This window comes from Nonomuraea sp. NPDC049695 (assembly GCF_040674955.1).
Classification (GTDB): domain Bacteria; phylum Actinomycetota; class Actinomycetes; order Streptosporangiales; family Streptosporangiaceae; genus Nonomuraea; species Nonomuraea helvata.
In genome coordinates, this window is record NZ_JBFANV010000053.1 from 24748 (window position 1) to 37708 (window position 12961).

The window sequence follows — 12961 nt, forward strand, 5'->3', positions numbered from 1 at the left end:
GATATGGATGTACGAACCTGCGGGTGAGGCTCTTAACACCGAGTTGTAGAGGAACCTCACCGGCTGCGCCCTGTACATCTGCGGCTGCGAATAGTAGTGAGATGCTTTGGCCATGGCAGTCGTGCCCGCTCCCCGCCCCCTCTTGGGAGCTGTGCTTCTGTTGTTCGTCAGCGCCGCCTGGGGGTCGGCCTTCCCGCTGATGAAAGATCTCATCCACCGGTTAGCAGTAGAGGACCTGCTCGCGGAGCGCTACCTCATCGCCGCGCTCACGCTCCTGCTCATCCGGCCGGGCTGCCTTCGGGGGCTGCCGCGTAAGACGTGGATCAACGGGGTCGTTCTCGGGGTCATGTTCGGAGTCGGCCAGGCGGGGCAGGCCGTCGCGCTGCACAGCCTGCCGTCCTCACTGTCCGGCTTCGCCGTCGGCTGCAGCGTGGTGATCACGCCCATCCTGTCGCTCATCCTGTTCAAGGCGAAGGTGCAGCGGCGGGTCTGGGCCGGGGTGGTGCTCGCGCTGGCCGGCATGACCATGTTCACGCTGCTGCGCGGGGTGGAGGACCACGAGATCTCCGTGCTGGCGCTCGGGGTCACGCTCACCGCCGCCGCCCTCTACTCAGGCCACACGCTGCTGCTGGCGCACCTGTCCAAGTGCGGGGGCTTCCACGCGTACGCGCTGACCGTGATCCAGCTCTTCACCATCGGCCTGCTCACCGGGGTCGTCGCGGTGCGGGACGGGATCTCCGTGCCGACGAGCGGTCCCGACTGGCTGATACTCGGGCATCTGGCCGTGGTGTCGTGCGCGCTGGGGTTCCTGGCCCGCTCGTACGGGCAGGCGCACGTGCCCGCCGTGCCGAGCGCGATCCTGATGTCGTCGCAGCCTCTCTGGGTGGCCGCGATCTCGGTGATCTGGTTCCACGAGCAGGTGGGCTGGAGCATGGTCATCGGCGGGAGCCTGATGGGCGGCGCGATGCTGCTCGCCCTTCCCTCCAGGACCTCGTCCCCGAGGCAGGAGCGCTCCCGCGGCGACCGGGAACTGCGCGCCATCACGGCGCGGGCGGCCAAGGCGCTGGCCGACCTGAGGATCAAGCGTGAGGATCAATTGCGGCTCGACGGCGGGTCCGCTCCGTACATCGACAAAAGTGCCTGCGTGAACGCCGCATCGTGCCCCTGGCACACCCGTTCACTCAAAGGCGGCGGGGAGCCCAGCCTCGAGCGGCTGATCGAGCGGGCCACGATCATCGTGCGGGCCCGGAACCTGCCCGGCGTGGGATGTTGCCAGTCGGTCACCCTGCTCGGGCGGTGCCTGTGTGACCTGATGGAAGAAGCCGAGCAGGCCCGGACGAAGGCATTGCCCCGCTGGTTTCGTTCCCAATAGGTGACAAGTATCAATCAAAAGGCCAGCGCTTTTTATCCTTTAACCTCTCACTTATTCCCCATAAAGCTCCTAATAATGGTGGATTAACTCTATGTGAGAGGTACGTCATGAAGCGCATCGTTGTCCGCAAGCCAGGCACCGCACGGCTAGCGGGGACCTCCAGCGTCATTCACAAGGGGTGACTGAGGCGAGGTCCCACCTCAGAGTCCAGGGCGAACCACCCGCTCATGTGAGGGCCGCGCGGCTGATGACACCGTTGATCGACGGACATCGCCGGCCGCGTGGCCCTTACACTGTCGCCGCCGCCCTTCTGCGTCACCTGGTGCCGCGGGCTCTGGAACGGGACGGTGACCTGGTGGCGGCCCATGACATCGAGATCAGGGCGGCGGCGCCCGAGCTGGCCGGCGTGGTGCCGGCCGGTCGGGTCACGATCGACGCCGGCCTGTCCGACGACGAACGCATCCTCGTGCCCGCGCCCCGCCGTACGCTCCGGCTGGCCAACGGGCTCACGGAGTTCTTCCGCGACGCCGTACGCCCCGGGCAGGCGATCGCGGTGTGCAACGGCGCCGAGGCCGACCCCACGGACACCGAGCTGCTCGACGTCATGATGCGGCGCATCCCGCCGGAAACGCTCGCGATCACGTTGTACTCCGGCGGCCCCGAGCCACCGCCCGACACCCGGGGCGCCGACGAACTGTGGGCCCTGGTGGATCGGTGCATGCGCGACGGCTTCCTGCACGCCGCCGCCGAGCTGGGGGAGCGTGGCATGTCACGGACCGAGCCGGGCGGCGGGCGCTGGTGGCGCTTCGCCCAGCGCACCGCGACCGCGCTCGGCGGGCTCGGCCGCACCGATGACGCCCGAGTGGTGTGGGACCGGGTGCGCTCGGCCAGCCAGGACCCGGCCGTGCACGCCGCCGGCGCGTACGGCACCGCCATGCTCGACGCCCGCGACCCCGACCCCGCCCGCCGTGACCTGGGCAGGGCCAGGCGCTGGATCAACGAGGCCATCGCCATCTCCACCCTGCTGCCGGACCCCCTGGAACGGGCGTTCAAACTGGGCTTCGACCGCAACGGCCTGGCGCTGATCGAGCTGCGCGAGGGCCGGCTGGGCGCCGCCCTGTCGCTGGTCGAGTCGGCCGTCGAGCTGGCACGCGAGCTGGGGGACCGGCATCCGCTGCACAGGATGGTGCTGCTGGCCAACCGGGCGCAGCTCCTGGCCGCGCTCGGGCACGTCAAGGAGGCGCTGGAGGATTACACGGCCGCGATCGCGCTGGACCCGGCCTTCCCTGACTACCACCTGGAGCGGGGGAACCTGCTGTTCAAGCTCGGCCGGCACGAGGAGGCCCTGGCCGACTTCGAGCGGGCCATCCGGGCCGGGCCGCCGCTGCCGGAGGCGTACTACAACCGGGCGGAGCTGCGTACCGTGCGGGGCGACATCGAGGAGGCGCTGGCGGACCTGGGCCGGGTGATCGAGCTCGACCCCGCCTACCTGGACGCGTACATCAACCGGGCCGGGCTGCTGGCCGCCGTGGAACGGGACGAGGAGGCCAGGGCCGACGTCGCGGCCGGGCTCGTCCTGGCGCCCGGGAACCCGCACCTGCTGGCGGTGCTGGGGCAGCTGGAGACGGCGGCGGGGCGGCTCGGGGAGGCGCGGGAGGCGCTGGACGCGGCGGTCGATCGCGCGCCGACGCTCGCGGCCGCCTGGGGGAACCGGGGCGTGCTGCGGTACGCGGCCGGGGACATGGAAGGGGCGGTGGACGACCTTTCCCGGGCCATCGAGCTGCAGCCCGAGCCCGACCTCTACACCAACCGCGCCGTCGCCCTGCGTGCCCTGGGCCGCGACGCCGAGGCGGAGCTGGACGAGCGCCGAGCCGGCCGCCTCTCGTGACTTTCTTCGGCACTATTGGATTATGTGGGGGCGAATAGGGCGGGCGGCTGCGGTGTGCGCCGCGTTAGGGGTGCTGTGGTGGGCCACCGTACGCCTGGCCTGGGCGGGCATCGGCTGCGAGGACTGGGGATGCCTGGTGCCGGCCGTCGGGACCGTGGTGGTGATCACGCTGGCCCTGCTCGCCGGGTCGGCGTTCGCGCTGGAGCGGGTCGACGTGCGGCCGGGGCGGCGGGTGGCGCTGGTGGCGGCCGGGGTGCTGGTGGTGTTCAGGCTCGTCGGCGAGGCGCTGCCGTCGTGGACGTCCTCCTTCGCGCACGCGGTCACGGCCGGGGCGGCCTTCGCGGGCGCGGGGGCCGTGGCGGCGTTCGGTACCGAGCCGCGGGTGGCGCGGCGGTGGAAGGTGGCGACGGGGGTGGGCATGATCGCGCTGATCCCCGCGGCGCTCGTGGTCTCCTGGGCGCGGTTCGGCGCCTGACACTGATGAACTATCGGGTCCCCATATCCTGACGGCATGAGCACGCGCGGGCGGCAGGCCGAGGCGAGACGGAACGACCTGCGGCTCTTGCGGGCGGCGCACGAGGTGTTCACGACGCAAGGGTTCGACGCGCCGGTCTCGGCCGTCGCCAAGGCGGCGGGCGTGGGCATGGGCAGCCTCTACCGCCGCTACCGCACCAAGGAGGAGCTGTTCCAGCGCCTGTGCGTGATCGCCATGGAGCGCGGGGTGGAGGCGGCCGAGGCCGGGCTGGCCGAGCCGGATCCTTGGGAGGGCCTGTCCCTGTACGTACGCACGTGCGTCGGCTATCGGGCGGGCGCCCTCGCGCCGGTCGCGGGCACCATCACGACCACGGAGGAGATGTGGCGTACGGCGAGGAAGGCCACCGAGCTGGCCGACCGGCTGATCACCAGGGCCCGCGAGGCCGGCGTGCTCAGGAGCGACGTGACCACGCTCGACATCTCGCTGCTCATGGAGCAGTTCAGCCGCCCGGCGCCCGGGGGTGAGCACCCGCACGCCAAGGAGCGCCTGCTGACCATCGCGCTCGACGGCCTGCGCGCGCCGGGCGCGACCGAATTGCCCGGCGAACCGCCCGGCATGGAGTGGTACGAAGGTCGCTGGGGGAGCGCCCCTTAGGCATACGGTTAGAGGCGTGGGCTTCAACGAGCTGCTCAAGGACCTCGATCCCGCCGCCAGCGTCCAGGCCGCGGGCATCAGGCGCGGCTATGGCGGGCCGCCGGCCCGCACGGTGAGCGTCACCTCGGGCCTGGCGCGGCTGCGCTGCGCGTCCCTGCTCAAGCCTCTGTACGCGTGGGTCAGCGCGGCTCGCATCCCCGACGCCGACCAGTGGCGACGGCACGCCGAGCCCGCCGTGGTCGTGTCCTCCAACGCCGACACGCTCAACCTGTGGCTCGCCGTTGGCCCGCGCGTCATCCTCGACGACCTCCGGCAGCGCACCGGCGTCGCGTGGTCGCCGCCCAACGGCGACCCCTCCCGGTTCGGCTCGGTCGAGGTGGCCGCCGACGAGGTGGCGACCGCGTACGCGGTGCTCGCCCAGGCCGCCGTCGCGGGCGACTCGGTCGCGGAGACCATCCTGGGGTGGATGCGGCAGGTCAGCGCGTCGCAGGCGTTCGGCGTCCGTGAGGCCGTCCGGTCGCCTGGGGCCGGGGTCAAGAGCGGCTGGTACGGCGCGCCGGACGAGACGTGCCTGCGCACGCATACCGTGGCCGTCCTGCCCCGGGGTGGCACCCGGGTCGCGGTGGCCGTCGGGATGACCGCGCTGCCCTACACCGACCTGCGCGAGCGCGAGGTGTACCAGGAGAGGGTGGGCAAGGGGCTGCCCATGGAGCCCGAGCATGAGAAGGTGGCGGGCACGCTGCTCCGCGAGCTCCTGGTGACGACGCTGGAGGAGCTCGGCCACTTCCGCGACGGGCCGGCCCATCCTCGCAGGGCACGCGCCTGATTCCTACTTCGCAAGAGGGTTATCGTGATATTTACTGTTTTGGGTGGGTGCGGGGCCTGGCCCGCGGCCGGGCAGGCCTGCAGCGGATACGTGGTGGAGGCGGAGGGGTTCCGCGTCTTCATCGACCCCGGCTATGCCACCCTGCCGCGGCTCCTCGAACGCATGCGGGCCGACGAGGTGGACGCGGTGCTGGTCACCCACGGCCACCCCGACCACTGCGCCGACCTGAACCCCCTGCTGCGCGCCCGCGCGCTCGCGGACGTCCCGGCTCCGGCGTTGCCGGTGTACGCCCCGCCGGGCGCGCTTGATGCCGTGCTGGCGCTGGACAAGCGGCGCATGCTGGCGGACAGCTTCGTGGCGCACGACTTGAGCGCCGGCGTGCCGTACGAGATCGGCCCTTTCCGGCTGGACGCCTTCGACCTGCCGCACCACGTGCCGAACGCCGGTCTGCGGCTGAGCGCGGAAGGCCGCGTGATCGCCTACACCGGTGACACGGGGCCGTCCGCCGCGCTGATGGCGCTGGCGGAGGGGGCGGATCTGCTGGTGGCCGAGGCGACATATCCGGAACGGGTGCCGGACGAGGATGCGCCGTATCTGTCCAGCGCGCTGGACGCGGGACGTACCGCGTCGTCGGCGGGCGTGGCCCGCCTGCTGCTCACCCACCTGTGGCCCGACACGCCGTCCAAGCCCGCGCTGGCGGCGGCGGCCAAGTTCTACGGCGGCGACGTGTCCGTCGCCGCGGCGGGCACCACGGTGTGCCTGGCCTGACGCGTGAGTTTCTCGATCACCTCGGCCAGTTCGGGCGGTTCGACCCCGTCGGGCAGCTCCTCGACCCACGCGTGACCGCGATAGGTCTCGCGCTCCTCCTCGGTGAACTCTTTCGGGGCCACTGCCGGCCGGGCCTCGTCGAACGTGGCCAGGAAGAACGGCTCGGTCTTCACGTAGCGCACCCCGAGCCACGTGGAGTCGCGCGCCACCTCGACGAACCGCTCCTGCACCGCCGATCCCGGCAGCCCGGTCTCCTCGGTCAGCTCCCGCCTGGCCGCCTCCAGCGCCGTCTCGCCGGGGTCGATGCCGCCGCCGGGCGGCTCCCAGACGTCCGTGCGGCTGACCGTGTCGTACCAGTGCAGCAGCAGCACCCTGCCATCGCGATCCAGGCAGACGACGCGAGCGGCGGGACGGTCGCTGCTGCCCGCTGCCTCTGAGGCTGTCTCTGCGGCGCTCACCGCACAGACGCTACACGGCGCTTCAGGCGTCGGGTCGCTCCTCGTCCAGGACGAGTGCGAGCAGCCCGGGGAAGCGGCCGTCGAACTCGTCGCGGCGGAGGCGGTTGAGCCGCCGGGAGCCCTCGTCGCGCTGCTCGAGCAGCCCCACGTTGCGTAACACCGAGAAGTGGTGGCTGAGCGTGGACTTGGCCACGGGCAGGTGGGCGAACGTGCCGCACGCGCGCGCCCAGTCGGGGACGCCCGCCAGCTCCCGCACGATGCGGCGCCGGATCGGATCGCCCAGCGCGTCGAGGGCCTCCTGCAGTGAGACCTCGAGCGGGGACGTGTGCGTCAGATTGCGTGTCCTGTTCGACTGCGGTCGAACACCGATGTAGTGTTCCATCTCGATCGAACATCCTACGCGAGGGGAGCGGCCGTGGACATCGGGCGCGTCGGAGTGTGGCATCCCATGATCAGCAAGGCCCCCGCCGAGGAGGCGCGGCGCGCGGCGGCCCGGGTCGAGGAGCTGGGCTACGGCTCGCTCTGGGTCAACGAGAGTGTGGGCAGCAAGGAGCCGCTCGCCATGTCCGCCGTCATCCTGGCGGCCACCGAGCGCCTCCCGGTCGGCACCGGCATCGCCAACCTCTGGGCCCGCGACGCCACGGCCATGGAGGCAGGGCGGGTCGCGCTGGCCGACGCCTTTCCCGACCGCTTCCTGCTGGGCATCGGGGTCAGCCACGGCGCCCTCGTCGCCGGGCGCGGCCACGACTACGCCAAGCCTCTGACCGCGATGCGCTCCTACTTGGCGGCCATGGACCAGGCCGGCCAGGCCCTGCCCACCCCCGCATCCCCGGCCCCCAGGATCCTCGCCGCCCTGAGGCCCAAGATGCTGGAGCTCTCCAGAGACCAGGCCGACGGCGCCCACACCTACTTCGTCCCTCCGGAGCACACCTCCCAGGCGCGTCAGATCCTGGGCCCGGACCGCCTGCTGATCCCCGAGCAAGCGGTCGTCCTGGAGTCCGACCCCGCCCGCGCCCGTGAGATCGCCCGTGCCCACCTCGCCTTCTACCTGAAGCTGCCCAACTACCTCAACAACCTGCGCACGCTGGGCCTCACGGACGACGACTTCGCCGACGGAGGCAGCAACCGCCTGGCGGACACCATCGTGGCCTGGGGCGACGCGGGGGCCATCGCCAAGCGCGTCCAGGCCCACCTCGACGCGGGCGCCGACCACGTGGCCATCCAGCCGCTCTCCCCGGAGGCCCCCGACCTCGCCCACGCCCTGAGCCAACTGACCGACCTTGCGGGACCTCTGGGTCTTTAGCGCCTTTCGGTGGCGCGCTGCGTACGTCATGGAGCACAGAGCTCGAGCCTGTCAGCGTTTCATCGCGCCGTCGGCGATGGCGTCCGCGGCGTTGCCGATGGCCACCCCGACGATTTCGAGGCGGCGTACCAGCTCCCGCTCCTTCATGGCGTCCGCCGTCAGCTCCCCCGAGAAGATGCGCGAGATCTCGTACTGGTACATCCGCCGGATGGCCCCGCCGGCCTTCTTCGCCTCCAAGGCGTCGCGCACCACCACGGACGGACGGGAGGCGAGGTCGCGGACGGAGCTCTCCAAGGCTTCGATGCCGACGATGACCTGGTCGAGCAGGGGAGTGAAGCGGATCTGGTCAGGGACCCGATACAGGTGGGATTCGCGGACGAAGTCCCGCAAGGAGTCCAGCACGTCGTCGATCGCACGCGACAGGCGGAACAGGTCCTCCCGGTCGATGGGCGTGACCACGGCGGTCTTGAGGTCCTCGATGAGACGGGCGCGTTCCTCGTCGCCGAGGTGCTCGATCACGCGCATCTGCTCGTGCGCCCCCGTCCGGCCGACCTCACCGCCGATCATGGCCATCGCCAGCCAGGCGCCCTCCTTGGTGGCCTTGAGCTGGCCGAGCAGGGCCTCCGTGAGGGCGCTGTCCATGCGACCGGTCAGGAGGTCGCGGATTCGCCGCAGCCGCTTCACGTTCGCCGTCCCTTCATGAGACTCCCATGCTCGCGAACCCCTGCACGAGCACCGCCAGCGTCCAGCCCAGCAGCGCGCTCGCCGGCAGCGTCAGGCACCAGGCGACGACGATCTTGACTGTGGCGTACCAGCGGACCCTGCCGCTGCCCTGTGCCACACCCGCGCCGATGAGCCCACCGGCGATGGTCTGGCTCATGCTCACAGGCATACCCACGGCCGCGCACGCGATCACCGACACACCGGCGGCCAGCTCGGCCGCCACTCCGTGCGGGGGTCTGGAGGCGATGAGCTCGCGGCCGAGTGAGCGGCCCGCCTTGGGGAGCCCGTACAGGGTGCCGAGCGCGAAGAGGGCGGCCGCCAGCGACGTGTACGGCAGCGGCGCGTCCGAGAAGCCGAATGCGACCATGAAGACGGCCAGCATCTTCTGCCCGTCGTTGGCCGCGTACGCGACGGTCTGCAACAGGAACCCCGCCTGGTGCCAGCGCCACAGTCCGTGAGCCGAGGTGGTCACCAGGAGCACCCGGATGAGCACCCAGGCCAGCGACCCGCCCACCAGGGGCGCCGTCACCCCGAACGCCAGCACCAGCAGCACCGACCCGGCCGAGACCGGCAGCCCCCAGCCCAGCCCCGCCCCGGTGAGCCCGCCCACGATGGCCAGCGTGAGGCTGGTGGGGCGGCCCTTCGCGCTCAGCCAGGCCACCACCGCCAGCGACGAGATCACCGCGATGGTCATCGCCGTCGCCCCGCCGGGCGCGTGGAACGAGGCCAGCCTGGTCACGAACGTCACCGCCACCTGGTGCGTGACCAGCGGGGCGGTCGCGACGAGCAGCACGACCACGAGGACGCCGGTGGCCGGGCGGATCGTGGGCAGCTTGAGCCCGGTGGCGAGGAGCGCGCCCCCGTCGTTGATCCCGGACACGACGGCGAAGAGGCCAGCGACCACGATCAGTACGACGGCACCCAAAGAAACGCGCTCCATCCCGGCTCACGGGCACCCCCTCATGACGGAAGGACCGGGCGCCCCTCCATCAACCCGTGATGCCCGATAACTACCCGGGATCGGGGTGGATGATGGACGATCGGCCGCGGAGCGCCGTCGGGTACTCTCTGTGATGGCCGCACGCCCGGCACATGGCCACAACCGGTCAAGCGGCGGCCGGCGACCCCCGACCCTGCGAGAGTGAAGGCATGAGCAGCTCCGCCGAATACATCCTGACCCTGTCCTGCCCCGACCGGCCCGGTGTGGTGGCCGCCGTTTCCGGCCTGCTCGCCGGACGAGGGTGCAACATCATCGAGAGCCAGCAGTTCGGGGACGGGGTCGCGCAGCGCTTCTTCATGCGCGTGCAGTTCGCGGGGCCGCTCGGCGAAGACGAGCTCAACGGCGCCTTCGCGGCGCTCGCGCCGGATTTCGCGATGGAGTTCAAGCTCCGCGACGTGGCCAGGAAGCCGCGGGTGCTGATCATGGTCAGCAAGTTCGACCACTGCCTGAACGACCTGCTCTACCGGGTCAGGTCGAAGGCCCTGGACATCGAGATCGTCGCGGTCGTCTCCAACCACCCCGACCTGCGCCCGCTCACGCAGTCGTACGGGATCGACTACCACCACCTGCCGGTCACGCCGGGGACCAAGCCCAAGCAGGAGGCCGAGGTGCTGGCCCTGGTGGAGCACTACCAGGTGGACCTGGTGGTGCTGGCCCGCTACATGCAGGTGCTGTCGCAGGAGCTCTGCGAGAAGCTGGCCGGGCGGGCGATCAACATCCACCACTCGTTCCTGCCGTCGTTCAAGGGCGCCAAGCCGTACCACCAGGCCCACAACCGCGGCGTCAAGCTGATCGGCGCCACGGCCCACTATGTGACGTCCGACCTGGACGAGGGGCCGATCATCGAGCAGGAGGTGGCCAGGGTCAACCACAGCCACGCTCCCGAGGACCTGGCGGCGATCGGGCGCGACGTGGAGTGCGTGACCCTGGCCAGGGCGGTCAAGTGGCACGCCGAGCAGCGGGTGCTGCTCGACGGACACAAGACGATCATCTTCCCGCGCTGACGCGCGCACGCCCGCTCCGGGGTTACCCCGTGACCAGCAGCTTCCCTCTCACGTGCGTGTGTTCCAGGTCCCTGTACGCCCGCACCGCCTCCGCCAGCGGATAGCGGCGGGTGACGGTTGAGGGCAGGACGCCTTTCAGGGCGAGGGCGGTCACCTCCTCCAGGTCGCCGGCACGGGCGTTGGTGTAGACGGTCTCGAAGCCGGTCGCCGGGCCGGGGGCGGGGAAGGCGATGTTCAGCAGTCGGCCTCCCGGACGTACGACCCGGGCCACGGCAGGCAGGGCGGGCCCCGGAAGGGCCAGATTGACCAGGGCGTCGATGCCGCCGGGGTGGCGGCTCAGGGTCTCGGAGGCGACGTCGGCCGAGCGGTAGTCGATCGTCTCCGAGGCGCCCAGACCGCGGACGTAGCCCTCGTCCGCGGGCAGAGCGGTGGCGATCACGTGGACGCCCTGCGCCGCCAGCAGCGGCACCACCGCGCCGCCCACTCCGCCGGCCGCCCCGATGACCAGGGTCGTCGTCCCCGGCGCGAAATCCCCGGCGCGGAGGAGGGGAAGGGCGGTCAGTGCGGCGATGGGCAGGCTCGCGGCGTGCTCGGCGGAGAGCTCGGCCGGCCGGAGCGCGAGGGCGGGCGTGTCGGCGTCGAAGACGGCGTACTCGGCCATCGTGCCCGTCGTGAATGACGGCGGCGTGGACACCAGGCTCGCCATGCCGGCGGCCGCCCGCGCCTGGCCGAGTCCGAATATCTCGTCACCTGGGGAGAATCGTTCCACCGCCGGTCCGGCGGCCGTGACCGTACCGGCGAAGTCGCTTCCGAGGACGTGCGGGAACCGCATCGGGACGGACTCCTTGAACGCCCCGCTGACGATCCTGAGGTCGGCCGGGTTGAGCCCGGCCGCCGCGATCCGCACCTGGATCTGGCCGGGGCCCGGCAGCGGGACCGGTACGTCCGCCACCTCCAGGACCTCCACTCCGCCATAACCCCTCGCCACCATTGCCTGCACCGGAACCTCCAAACGGACCGCTTGGTCAGGTTGACCATAATATGACCGCGCGGTCCGGTTGCGGTAGGGTCCTGGTGTGGCGAACATGCGGGCGGACGCGGTGCGTAACAGGCGGCGGCTGCTGGACGCGGCGGCGGCCGAGTTCGCGGAGCACGGCATGGAGGTCTCGATCGCGCGCATCGCGGCGCGGGCGGGCATCGGCAAGGGCACGGTGTTCCGGCACTTCGCCACCAAGGAGCAGCTCATGGCCGCGATCCTCAGCGACCAGCTCGACGCGCTGGTGGCCACGGGCAAGGAGTTGCTCGAGAGCGCGGGTCCCGGGGAGGCGGTGCTGGATTTCATGGCCGCCGGGGCGGGTCTGCGGTCGTTCTGTGTGGCGCTCACCGCGGAAATGCGCGAGGAGCCGCCGGTCAGGGCCGCGAGCGAGCGGCTGGCCGCGGTCGCCGAGTCGCTGACGGCGCGGGCCATGCGGGCGGGGGCCGTGCGGGGCGACGTCACCGGGCACGACGTCCTGCTGCTGATCAATGCCGTCGTCCAGGCGGTGGCCCCGCTCGGCGACGCGGCCCCCGAGCTCTGGAGGCGCTATCTGAGCCTGGTCTTCGACGGCCTGCGCCCCGAGGCCGCCCACCCGCTCCCCGTCCCCGCCCCGCGGTCCCTGGCACCCGGCTGAGCACCCCGTCCCCGCCCCGCGGTGAGCCTCAGGATGCCGGGCCGGCAGACACGGGTCGTGGACGAATGTGACCTGGCGTCGTGTCGCCCAGCACCCGGAACTCGCGGTTCATGTGGGACTGGTCGTAGAAGCCGCATTCAGCCGCGACCGCCGCGATGTCCCGGCCCGACCGCAGCAGGCGCAGAGCCCGGCCGAACCTGATCACCCGCGCCGCGGCCTTGGGCGGCAGCCCGACCTCGTCGTGGAACCGGGTGACGAGATGCCGGCGACTCCAGCCGAGCGACTCCGCCAGCGACGCCACGCTCAGGCGGCCTCCCGACTCCAGCAGGCGTGCCCACGCCCACGGCACCTCGGGCCGTACGGAAGGCGCGGCCGAGATCCGCGCGCACAGCAAGGAGTCGACCAGCGCCAGCCGCTCCCGCCACGACGGTGTCGAGGCCAGCCGGTCCAGCGCCGTGCCGGCCCACGGACCCAGCAGGTCGTCGAGAGGCAGCACGAGGTTCGTCAGGTGCCGCATCGGCACGCCGTACAGTCTCCTGGCCCCGAACGGCGTGAGCATCACCTCCACGCCCTCGCAGGGCCCCACCGCGCGCGTGACCGTGAAGCGGTCGCCGAGCCCGCCGGTGAACGACGTGACCTGCCGCCCGCCCGCCTCCATCGGCGCGCCGAACGCGAGGATGAGCACGGCCCCCGGCATGGCAGGCTGCGAGCGGACGACGGGGGCCGCGTAATGCTCGCGGTACGCGCACAGCCGCGTCACGTAGGGCCGCAGCGCAGCGCTGGGGTTGGCCTCGACCATGGCCAGCCCCAGCTCGCTCAT

General features: G+C 71.6%; 15 protein-coding genes. 9 read left to right on the forward strand and 6 right to left on the reverse strand.

The window, feature by feature from the left end:
- Positions 1–151 precede the first annotated feature (151 nt).
- The 6 genes from AB0J64_RS35410 (at position 152) to AB0J64_RS35435 (ending at position 5983) form a co-directional block, all read left to right on the forward strand.
- Positions 152–1372 (forward strand): DMT family transporter, encoded by a 1221-nt coding sequence (locus AB0J64_RS35410; RefSeq protein WP_364037019.1) that lies wholly within the window; start codon positions 152–154, stop codon positions 1370–1372.
- Positions 1373–1694: 322 nt separating this feature from the next.
- The gene (locus AB0J64_RS35415; protein ID WP_364037022.1) at positions 1695–3260 is read left to right on the forward strand and encodes a tetratricopeptide repeat protein; all 1566 of its coding nucleotides are present in this window, start codon (positions 1695–1697) and stop codon (positions 3258–3260) included.
- Between the two features lie 22 nt (positions 3261–3282).
- Positions 3283–3735: a hypothetical protein gene (locus AB0J64_RS35420; RefSeq protein ID WP_364037025.1), complete on the forward strand. Its 453-nt coding sequence runs from the start codon at positions 3283–3285 to the stop codon at positions 3733–3735.
- Positions 3736–3771: 36 nt separating this feature from the next.
- On the forward strand, positions 3772–4389 hold the full coding sequence (locus AB0J64_RS35425; protein ID WP_364037028.1) for a helix-turn-helix domain-containing protein: 618 nt from the start codon (positions 3772–3774) through the stop codon (positions 4387–4389).
- 16 nt (positions 4390–4405) lie between these two features.
- Entirely contained in the window at positions 4406–5215 is an 810-nt protein-coding gene (locus AB0J64_RS35430; protein WP_364037031.1) for a hypothetical protein, read from the forward strand.
- Between the two features lie 39 nt (positions 5216–5254).
- Complete coding sequence (locus AB0J64_RS35435) at positions 5255–5983, forward strand: MBL fold metallo-hydrolase (RefSeq protein WP_364037033.1); 729 nt, start codon at positions 5255–5257, stop codon at positions 5981–5983.
- On the opposite strand, the gene AB0J64_RS35440 is transcribed toward AB0J64_RS35435, so the two are convergent.
- Both AB0J64_RS35440 and AB0J64_RS35445 read right to left on the reverse strand, forming a co-directional pair.
- Positions 5929–6441, reverse strand: a complete 513-nt coding sequence (locus AB0J64_RS35440; RefSeq protein WP_364037036.1) for an NUDIX domain-containing protein — start codon at positions 6439–6441, stop codon at positions 5929–5931. The two genes, AB0J64_RS35435 and AB0J64_RS35440, sit on opposite strands and share 55 nt — an antisense overlap.
- A 22-nt stretch (positions 6442–6463) precedes the next feature.
- Positions 6464–6823, reverse strand: coding sequence for an ArsR family transcriptional regulator (locus tag AB0J64_RS35445; protein WP_364037039.1), 360 nt, complete (start codon positions 6821–6823; stop codon positions 6464–6466).
- A gap of 33 nt (positions 6824–6856) precedes the next feature.
- On the opposite strand from AB0J64_RS35445, the gene AB0J64_RS35450 reads away from it, so the two are divergent.
- Entirely contained in the window at positions 6857–7744 is an 888-nt protein-coding gene (locus AB0J64_RS35450; protein WP_364037042.1) for a TIGR03620 family F420-dependent LLM class oxidoreductase, read from the forward strand.
- A gap of 51 nt (positions 7745–7795) precedes the next feature.
- On the opposite strand, the gene AB0J64_RS35455 is transcribed toward AB0J64_RS35450, so the two are convergent.
- On the reverse strand, positions 7796–8428 hold the full coding sequence (locus tag AB0J64_RS35455; RefSeq protein ID WP_364037045.1) for a DUF47 family protein: 633 nt from the start codon (positions 8426–8428) through the stop codon (positions 7796–7798).
- A 13-nt stretch (positions 8429–8441) separates the two neighbouring features.
- Positions 8442–9392: an inorganic phosphate transporter gene (locus tag AB0J64_RS35460; protein ID WP_364037048.1), complete on the reverse strand. Its 951-nt coding sequence runs from the start codon at positions 9390–9392 to the stop codon at positions 8442–8444.
- Positions 9393–9616: 224 nt separating this feature from the next.
- Between AB0J64_RS35460 and purU the strand changes: the two genes are divergently transcribed.
- On the forward strand, positions 9617–10471 hold the full coding sequence (gene purU, locus AB0J64_RS35465) for a formyltetrahydrofolate deformylase (RefSeq protein ID WP_364037051.1): 855 nt from the start codon (positions 9617–9619) through the stop codon (positions 10469–10471).
- Between the two features lie 22 nt (positions 10472–10493).
- Here purU and AB0J64_RS35470 read toward each other — a convergent pair whose 3' ends face one another.
- A complete protein-coding gene (locus AB0J64_RS35470; RefSeq protein ID WP_364037170.1) occupies positions 10494–11462 on the reverse strand; it encodes an NADP-dependent oxidoreductase in 969 nt (322 codons plus the stop codon).
- Positions 11463–11556: 94 nt separating this feature from the next.
- On the opposite strand from AB0J64_RS35470, the gene AB0J64_RS35475 reads away from it, so the two are divergent.
- Positions 11557–12141 carry a helix-turn-helix domain-containing protein gene (locus tag AB0J64_RS35475; RefSeq protein ID WP_364037173.1) on the forward strand — a complete coding sequence of 195 codons (585 nt, stop codon included), beginning with the start codon at positions 11557–11559 and terminating at the stop codon, positions 12139–12141.
- A gap of 28 nt (positions 12142–12169) precedes the next feature.
- Here the strand turns inward: AB0J64_RS35475 and AB0J64_RS35480 are convergent, their stop codons facing one another.
- Positions 12170–12961, reverse strand: a complete 792-nt coding sequence (locus AB0J64_RS35480; protein WP_364037054.1) for a helix-turn-helix transcriptional regulator — start codon at positions 12959–12961, stop codon at positions 12170–12172.